10 protein-coding genes and 1 pseudogene are annotated in these 8,306 nt (G+C 39.7%); 10 read left to right on the top strand and 1 reads right to left on the bottom strand.

The genetic code is table 11. The annotated features are described in order from the left end of the window. Nucleotides 1-1,265 (bottom strand): AsmA family protein (locus tag BACCELL_RS21830; protein ID WP_007214259.1); only part of this gene is annotated, 1,265 nt, incomplete at its 3' end. A gap of 32 nt (nucleotides 1,266-1,297) precedes the next feature. On the opposite strand from BACCELL_RS21830, the gene tsaD reads away from it, so the two are divergent. The 10 genes and pseudogenes from tsaD to BACCELL_RS21785 all read left to right on the top strand — a co-directional run. Next, on the top strand, nucleotides 1,298-2,320 hold the full coding sequence (gene tsaD / locus BACCELL_RS21825) for a tRNA (adenosine(37)-N6)-threonylcarbamoyltransferase complex transferase subunit TsaD (protein ID WP_007214258.1): 1,023 nt from the start codon (nucleotides 1,298-1,300) through the stop codon (nucleotides 2,318-2,320). A gap of 110 nt (nucleotides 2,321-2,430) precedes the next feature. After that, nucleotides 2,431-2,898 carry a CinA family protein gene (locus BACCELL_RS21820; RefSeq protein ID WP_044154290.1) on the top strand — a complete coding sequence of 156 codons (468 nt, stop codon included), beginning with the start codon at nucleotides 2,431-2,433 and terminating at the stop codon, nucleotides 2,896-2,898. A 120-nt stretch (nucleotides 2,899-3,018) separates the two neighbouring features. Then, nucleotides 3,019-3,279: a 50S ribosomal protein L28 gene (rpmB, locus tag BACCELL_RS21815; RefSeq protein WP_007214256.1), complete on the top strand. Its 261-nt coding sequence runs from the start codon at nucleotides 3,019-3,021 to the stop codon at nucleotides 3,277-3,279. 21 nt (nucleotides 3,280-3,300) lie between these two features. Further along, nucleotides 3,301-3,489, top strand: coding sequence for a 50S ribosomal protein L33 (rpmG, locus tag BACCELL_RS21810; RefSeq protein WP_002560155.1), 189 nt, complete (start codon nucleotides 3,301-3,303; stop codon nucleotides 3,487-3,489). A gap of 13 nt (nucleotides 3,490-3,502) precedes the next feature. Next, complete coding sequence (locus tag BACCELL_RS26210) at nucleotides 3,503-3,661, top strand: DUF4295 domain-containing protein (protein WP_007214255.1); 159 nt, start codon at nucleotides 3,503-3,505, stop codon at nucleotides 3,659-3,661. A 139-nt stretch (nucleotides 3,662-3,800) separates the two neighbouring features. Further along, on the top strand, nucleotides 3,801-4,760 hold the full coding sequence (gene ftsY, locus BACCELL_RS21805; RefSeq protein WP_007214254.1) for a signal recognition particle-docking protein FtsY: 960 nt from the start codon (nucleotides 3,801-3,803) through the stop codon (nucleotides 4,758-4,760). After that, on the top strand, nucleotides 4,757-6,055 hold the full coding sequence (rimO, locus tag BACCELL_RS21800) for a 30S ribosomal protein S12 methylthiotransferase RimO (protein ID WP_007214253.1): 1,299 nt from the start codon (nucleotides 4,757-4,759) through the stop codon (nucleotides 6,053-6,055). The genes ftsY and rimO overlap by 4 nt, the downstream gene beginning before the upstream one ends. Nucleotides 6,056-6,132: 77 nt before the next feature. Further along, entirely contained in the window at nucleotides 6,133-6,405 is a 273-nt protein-coding gene (locus BACCELL_RS21795) for an HU family DNA-binding protein (RefSeq protein WP_007218570.1), read from the top strand. Nucleotides 6,406-6,436: 31 nt separating this feature from the next. Further along, nucleotides 6,437-7,852 carry an HU family DNA-binding protein gene (locus tag BACCELL_RS21790; protein ID WP_007214251.1) on the top strand — a complete coding sequence of 472 codons (1,416 nt, stop codon included), beginning with the start codon at nucleotides 6,437-6,439 and terminating at the stop codon, nucleotides 7,850-7,852. Between the two features lie 264 nt (nucleotides 7,853-8,116). Further along, nucleotides 8,117-8,306: pseudogene (locus BACCELL_RS21785) on the top strand (AAA family ATPase); the annotation flags it as partial.

The following is an 8,306-nucleotide window of genomic DNA, read 5'->3' as shown; positions in this document are numbered from 1 at the left end:
CCTATATCGGTACGCACCAGGCCATAAGTTACAATATCTGTGAAATATCCCGAGACTTCCCCATTAAACGAAATGGTGCCTAAGCGTTGCAGTACCGGAGGAACACCTTCGTAGTTTTTACTTAAATTGCGAACGAAAAATGCAATGCCTTCCGGATCAGCATATAAACTGGAAAGGTTGCCGAATACGAATGCATCCTGAGGATGCGACAGGTCTTGTAAGGAAACATCTCCCCTTAAATGAAAATGCTGGTTTCCTGTAATCGACAGATGAGGACAATTCAACTGATTGATAGTACCGTTAGCTTCCAAAGCCACTTGCAAATTTTCCTTGAAAGGGAAAAAGGCCGGAACAAAGGGGGTGAGGTCACAAAGAGTAATGTCCGAAGGAAATATTCGCAAGGAAAAGCGTACATCATTGGTAAAGTTTCTAAAAGCTCCCAAACTGTCATACTCCATGCGGATGGTATCCATTGCAAGCGAAGTATTCGGCAAATCAATCGCGAAGTTCTCAATGCTCATTTTCTGATTGTTTGCTACAATCTTGAGACTTAGTTTTTTTAACTCAAAACCGGAATTTTCTTCTTCAATGCTTAGGCGCTTCACAGCTGCATTGACAGAGTCATTTTGGAGCGCTTTCAACGAGATATTGGCGATGATGTTTCGTAGCTGTATATGTTGTGCATTGAATTTTCCGGGTGTCTCTTCTGCCGACAATACGTTATAAGACATCTTACCGCGTCGTATCAGCAACGAGTTGATACGTATGTCCAGATTACTTTCCTTTTTGATGGTATCTTTAGAGGCAAATGCATCGAGTACGAACTGGAAGTTAGGTATGTCTTCTGGTGTTTTTTTTTCCAGGTTGATGTTGAAACCGAATAACTGTACGTTACTGATCGATACTTTGCCCTTGAACAAGGGAAGTATATCGAATTTTGCAGAAAGGCGGGATACTTTTAACATTTCCTTGTCTGATTGGTCGTTTAACAATAAGTCGTCAATAATAATGCGGTTCAGTAGTCCCATATTGATCCGCCCGATGGTTAGTTGTGTACCCAGTACATTAGTCAGTTCGTTCGCAACGAGCACAGATATTTGTCGCTGAACGTAAGGAATGTTCAACAATAATATAGTCCCGATATACAAACTAAGTATAATACCGAGCACCCAGCGAACTGTCTTCTTTAACTTTCTGATAGGCGGTTTGTTTGAATTAGCCAACAAAAATATGAAATAATACGTTATCAATCCTACTTTTATCACTACTTTTGCAGCGTTTAAACGTAAATAACGATATGAGTACAATAATTTTAGGAATAGAAAGCTCTTGTGACGACACCTCTGCTGCCGTCATCAAAGATGGGTATCTGTTATCGAATGTCGTTTCCAGTCAGGCGGTGCATGAGGCCTATGGCGGTGTGGTTCCCGAATTAGCTTCACGTGCACATCAGCAAAACATCGTTCCAGTGGTTCATGAAGCATTAAAACGTGCCGGAGTAACTAAAGAAGAATTGAGTGCGGTGGCGTTTACAAGGGGACCGGGGTTGATGGGTTCTTTGTTGGTGGGCGTGTCGTTTGCCAAAGGTTTTGCCCGTTCCTTAGGTGCTCCAATGATTGATGTTAATCACTTGACTGGACATGTGTTAGCTCATTTTATTAAAGCAGAAGGTGAGGATACTATTCAACCTGAATTTCCTTTCCTTTGCTTGCTTGTATCAGGGGGAAATTCACAGATTATCCTGGTAAAGGCATACAATGACATGGAGATTTTGGGCCAGACAATTGATGATGCTGCAGGGGAAGCTATTGATAAATGTTCGAAAGTGATGGGGCTGGGATATCCCGGTGGTCCGATTATTGATAAACTGGCTCGCCAGGGCAATCCGAAGGCTTTTACTTTCAGTAAACCTCATATTCCCGGATTAGATTATAGTTTCAGTGGTTTGAAAACCTCATTTTTGTATTCTTTGCGTGATTGGATGAAGGAAGATCCTGATTTCATCGAACATCATAAGGTTGATCTGGCTGCTTCACTTGAAGCTACTGTTGTAGATATTCTGATGGACAAACTTCGTAAGGCTGCAAAGGAATATAAGATTAAGCAAGTAGCCGTGGCTGGTGGGGTTTCTGCTAATAACGGCCTGCGTAATGCTTTCCGTGAACATGCTGAAAAGTATGGATGGAGGATATTTATCCCTAAATTCAGCTATACAACGGATAATGCTGCCATGATTGCCATTACTGGTTATTTTAAATATCAGGATAAGGATTTCTGTTCGATAGATGCGCCGGCTTATTCGCGTGTCACATTGAAGTGAAAGGAGTTTTAGAACATTTCTTTGTCCGCATCGCACCCGGTCCGGACACGGTTCGGGTAATATCAGCAGGAAAAATAGAACAAAAATATAAATTATATATAATAAGGTATATGAAACTGGAAGAAGAAGTCGGTGAATTACTAAAATCGAAGAATTTATCCCTTTCCACCGCAGAAAGTTGTACAGGAGGAGGTGTTGCTGCTTTAGTGACTTCTGTTCCGGGAAGTTCGGAATACTTCAATGGGGGAATTGTGGCTTATTCCAATGAGGTAAAGATATCTCTGCTTCATGTTTCTGCTGAAACATTGGAAAGGTATGGAGCCGTCAGTCAGGAAACAGTGATTGAAATGGTGAAAGGTGCGATGAAAGCGTTGAAAACAGATTGTGCTGTTGCCACATCCGGGATTGCCGGTCCGGGAGGAGGTACATCCGAAAAACCTGTCGGAACAGTGTGGATTGCGGCTGCCTATAAAAATGAAATTGTAACTTTCAAACAAGAGGGGGATGACGGAAGAACTAGGAATGTGCAAAATGCTATTCAGAATGCTTTAAAGATGCTCTGTACATGCTTAAAATGAAGAAAAATGCTATCAGACAGTGAATTATTTTATGAAAAACTTGTTTGGTATCGATAAAAGTACTTACTTTGCGCTCTGTTTGAAATAAGTATAGATAAAAACTATAAAAATAAGATAGAAATGTCGAAGATTTGTCAAATTACCGGAAAGAAAGCCATGATTGGCAACAATGTTTCACACTCAAAGAGAAGAACTAAGAGAACCTTTGATTTGAACTTGTTTAACAAAAAGTTCTACTATGTAGAGCAAGATTGCTGGATCAGCCTTAGCATTTGTGCTAACGGTCTGCGTATTATTAACAAGAAAGGACTGGACGCTGCTTTGAACGATGCAGTAGCAAAAGGTTATTGTGATTGGAAAAGCATTAAAGTAATTGGCTAAAAGTAGAGGAGAATACTGATTATGGCAAAGAAAGCAAAAGGTAACAGAGTACAGGTGATTCTGGAATGCACAGAACACAAAGATAGTGGTATGCCGGGAACTTCTCGTTATATCACTACAAAAAACAGAAAGAATACAACTGAAAGATTGGAATTGAAGAAATACAACCCGATCCTGAAGAGAGTAACAGTACATAAAGAAATTAAATAATAAGGTATAACCCATGGCAAAGAAAACTGTAGCAAGTTTGCACGAAGGTTCTAAAGAAGGTCGTGCTTATACAAAGGTTATCAAGATGGTTAAGTCACCCAAAACTGGTGCTTACACTTTTGATGAACAGATGGTATTGAACGAAAAAGTGCAAGACTTTTTCAAGAAATAAGATAGTCTGTCGAAAGACGTTTGAATATAGAATCCTCTTATCGTATTCCGATAAGGGGATTTTTTTTGTACTTTATCCCTGTACTTTCATTACTTTGTTATATCTTTGTGGCATAATGTATTGTATTAATAGATAGAGTATGGGATTTTTTAGTTTTTTCTCAAAAGATAAAAAGGAAACATTAGATAAAGGATTATCTAAGACAAAGGAAAGTGTGTTCGGAAAAATTGCCCGTGTTGTGGCAGGAAAGTCGAAAGTGGATGATGAAGTGCTTGATAATCTGGAAGAGGTGTTGATAACATCGGATGTAGGTGTGGAAACGACATTGAATATTATTCAACGTATAGAGAAACGCGCTGCGTCAGAGAAATATATGAATGCGCAAGAATTGAACACCATTTTGCGCGATGAAATCGCTGCCTTATTGACGGAAAATAATTCAGATGATGTGGATGACTTTGAAGCTCCGATTGAGAAGAAACCTTACGTTATTATGGTAGTGGGAGTGAATGGAGTCGGTAAAACGACTACTATTGGTAAATTGGCTTATCAATTTAAAAAAGCTGGTAAAAGTGTTTATCTGGGTGCTGCAGATACTTTCCGTGCGGCAGCTGTCGAACAATTGGATATTTGGGGGAGTCGGGTAGGAGTACCTGTAATCAAACAAAAAATGGGCGCTGATCCAGCTTCTGTGGCTTATGATACTTTGAATTCTGCTGTTGCTAATAATGCCGATGTGGTAATCATTGATACTGCCGGACGTCTTCATAATAAAGTTGGCTTGATGAACGAGTTGACTAAGATTAAGAATGTAATGAAGAAAGTGGTTCCTGATGCTCCTAATGAGGTTTTGCTGGTTTTGGACGGTTCCACCGGGCAAAATGCATTTGAGCAGGCTAAACAGTTCACATTGGCTACGGAAGTGACTGCGATGGCTATTACTAAATTAGATGGCACTGCGAAAGGGGGAGTTGTTATTGGCATTTCCGATCAGTTCAAAATACCGGTAAAATACATTGGTCTGGGTGAAGGTATGGAAGATCTGCAGGTGTTCCGTAAGAAAGAATTTGTTGATTCGTTGTTTGGAGAGAATGCATGAAGCGGAAAACCATTGATATTATAACGTTAGGATGTTCTAAAAACCTAGTGGACTCGGAGCATTTGATGCGGCAATTAGAAGAAGCTGGATATCATGTGACTCATGATACGGAAAAGCCTGAGGGAGAAATTGCAGTGATCAATACTTGTGGTTTCATCGGTGATGCAAAGGAAGAGTCCATCAATATGATTTTGGAATTTGCACAGGCAAAGGAAGAAGGGGATTTAGAAAAATTATATGTAATGGGATGTCTTTCGGAGCGTTATCTGAAAGAATTAGCTATCGAAATTCCACAAGTAGATAAATTTTATGGTAAATTTAACTGGGTGGAGTTGTTGCAGGATCTTGGTAAGGCATATCACGAAGAGCTTCATATAGAACGTACACTTACCACTCCTAGGCACTACGCATATCTGAAAATATCAGAAGGTTGTGATCGGAAGTGTTCGTATTGTGCTATTCCTATTATTACAGGAAAACATGTCTCACGTCCGATGGAAGAGATCTTGGATGAAGTTCGTTATTTGGTAAGTAAGGGAGTGAAAGAGTTTCAGGTTATTGCTCAGGAATTGACATATTATGGAGTGGATTTATATAAGAAGCAAATGCTCCCCGAATTAATAGAACGTATTTCTGAAGTCCCTGGTGTGGAGTGGATTCGGCTGCATTATGCTTATCCGGCACATTTTCCTATGGATTTATTCCGAGTCATGCGTGAACGTCCTAATGTGTGCAGGTATATGGATATCGCCCTTCAGCATATCAGTAATCCGATGCTGGAGAAGATGCGGCGACATGTGACTCAGGAAGAAACCTATCATCTGATAGAGCAATTCCGCAAAGAAGTACCGGGTATTCATCTGCGCACTACTTTGATGGTAGGACATCCGGGAGAAACGGAAGCTGATTTTGAGGAATTAAAAGAGTTTATTCGTAAGGCTCGTTTCGATAGAATGGGGGCTTTTACTTATTCCGAAGAAGAAGGTACTTATGCTGCTGCACACTATGAGGATGAAATTCCTCAGGAAGTGAAACAAGCACGCCTGGATGAGTTGATGTCAATTCAGCAAGGGATTTCGGCAGAACAGAGTGCAGCAAAGGTCGGTCAATGCCTTAAAGTAATTATCGATCGTTTGGAAGGAGATTATTATATTGGCCGTACGGAATTTGATTCCCCAGAAGTAGATCCGGAAGTTCTGATAGAACAGGGTAAACAGAAATTGCTTATTGGTAACTTTTACCAGGTAGAGATTATAAATTCCGATGATTTCGATCTTTTTGGACGAGTTATTTAAATAATTTTCCTGAAGAATTTGTGTATGTGCGGAAGTTTTGCTAATATAGCACCGAACTTTATAAAAATAGCTGGATTTTGAATAATAAAGAATTTACTTCAGAATTGTCACGAAGATTGGGATATACCATAAAGGACACATCCGAACTGATTGCATCTTTGCTGTCGGATATGACGCAACAGTTGCAAGAAGGAAATGCCATTTCTGTACAAAGTTTCGGTACGTTCGAGGTAAAGAAGAAAGCGGAGCGTATCACTATCAATCCTACAACCAAATTACGCATGTTGGTTCCACCTAAATTAGTATTAACATACAGACCCAGCACGGCTCTGAAAGATAAGTTTAAGTAATCTTCTTTTACTCAAGTAATCTTCCATAAATATGAATGAGAAGCTGAATATACAGAATTTAATAGAATTGCTCGCAGAAAAACATGGCATGGATAAGGCGGATGCCGAGAGCTTCGTGAAAGAGTTTTTTCAGTTGATTGAAGAATCGCTGGAGAATGATAAGTATGTAAAGATTAGAGGCTTGGGCACATTTAAACTGATTGATGTAGAGAGTCGTGAGAGCGTAAATATAAATACAGGGGAACGATTTGAAATACAGGGGCATACAAAAGTTTCATTTGCTCCGGAACCTGCCTTGAAGGACTTGATAAACAAGCCTTTTTCTCACTTTGAGACTGTGGTATTGAATGATGAAACCGTGTTAGAAGATACACAGGTGGAGGATAATTCCGAAGAGGAGGAAAAAGAGGAGGTGCTTGTGGAATCAGAAAAGTCTGTCGTTAATACAGAAGTGGCAGATGTTGTTTCAGAGGAAACTATAGAGACTGTAGAAAAATCAATGGAAGTATCAGCTGAAACTGTAGAGGAGCCTGTGGAAGTAGTAGAAGTACCAACTGAGATCATTGAGGAAACTGCTGAAATTGTTAAAGAAGAATCTGTAGTAGTAGCTGAGGAACATATTCAGGTAGTTGAAGAAGTAATAGAAACTACAGAACAACTTGTTCAGGATGAAGAAATTCAGGTTGATCAGGCGGAACCTGTCATTCAGATTGAAGAGTCAGAACAGTTTGTAGAGGCACCTGTCGTTCTATCTGGAGAAGTAAAACAGTCTGTAACAGAGGCAACTACTCCGGTGAATGAGTGCGTAGAAGAATCTCTGACAGAACAAAAGAATCAAGAAGATTTGGTGCCTACTTATGAAGTTCCTGAACCTCCATCACCTCCTGTGAATAGAGCAGATAGTTCTACGATGAAGTTTTTCATTGGAATCGTAATACTTGTTGTATTATTATGTGTAGGTGCTGTTACTTTTATGTATTATCCGGATTTATTTGACAGAATATCTCCACCGCCAACAGAGAAAGTTGCTGATGAAAAGATAGAGAAACCAGCCGTTCCGCTCGCTCTGACGGATAGTATTGTTCGAAAAGATACCACAACTGTGGTTGCGAAGAAAGATACTGTGGCGGAAGTTGTTACTCCTAAAGTTGTTGAAGAGCCGAAGCCGGTTGCAAAGCAGGAGACTCCTGCTACTGCTCCTAAAAAAGAGACAAAGAAAGCTGCTGCAACTCCTTTTGAGCCAGACTCTGTAAATTATAAGATTGTAGGTACGAAGGCTACTCATACTATCCAGGAAGGAGAAACTCTGACAAAGGTTGCACTTCGCTTTTACGGGACTAAGGCCCTGTGGCCCTATATTGTGAAGTATAATTCGGGTGTTATAAAGAATCCTGATCATGTGCCGTATGGTACTGTAATCAAGATACCGGAGCTCGAAAAGAAATAAAAGAAAATATTGCACCCCTGCAAGTTGATAATACTTCACTTGCAGGGGTGATTTGCTATTTATTCCTGTCTGCGAATTTGAAATTCTTTTCAGAAACTATTGTTAACTACTAAACTCTATGAAAGTAGTTTAATCTAATTGTTTTTTAATAAAAATTAGTTGGTATGGTTAATTTATTCCTGTACTTTTGGGAGCGAAAAAAATAATTACCAGTAGCATACTGGAGAAATCAATGGAATTTAAACAATAAAAATAATAGTATTTATGGCTGAAACAATTGATATCCGCGAACTGAACGAGCGGATTGAAAGACAAAGTTCTTTTGTTACCAACCTTACTGCTGGTATGGACCAGATCATCGTAGGACAAAAACATCTGGTAGAGTCATTGTTAATCGGTTTGCTGTCTGATGGACACGTATTATTAGAAGGTGTGCCCGGTTTGGCAAAGACAT

Origin of the sequence: Bacteroides cellulosilyticus DSM 14838 (genome assembly GCF_000158035.1) — a bacterium.
Lineage (GTDB): Bacteria > Bacteroidota > Bacteroidia > Bacteroidales > Bacteroidaceae > Bacteroides > Bacteroides cellulosilyticus.
The sequence above is the reverse complement of the archived record's forward strand: the minus strand, read 5'-3'. Positions and strand labels throughout refer to the sequence as shown.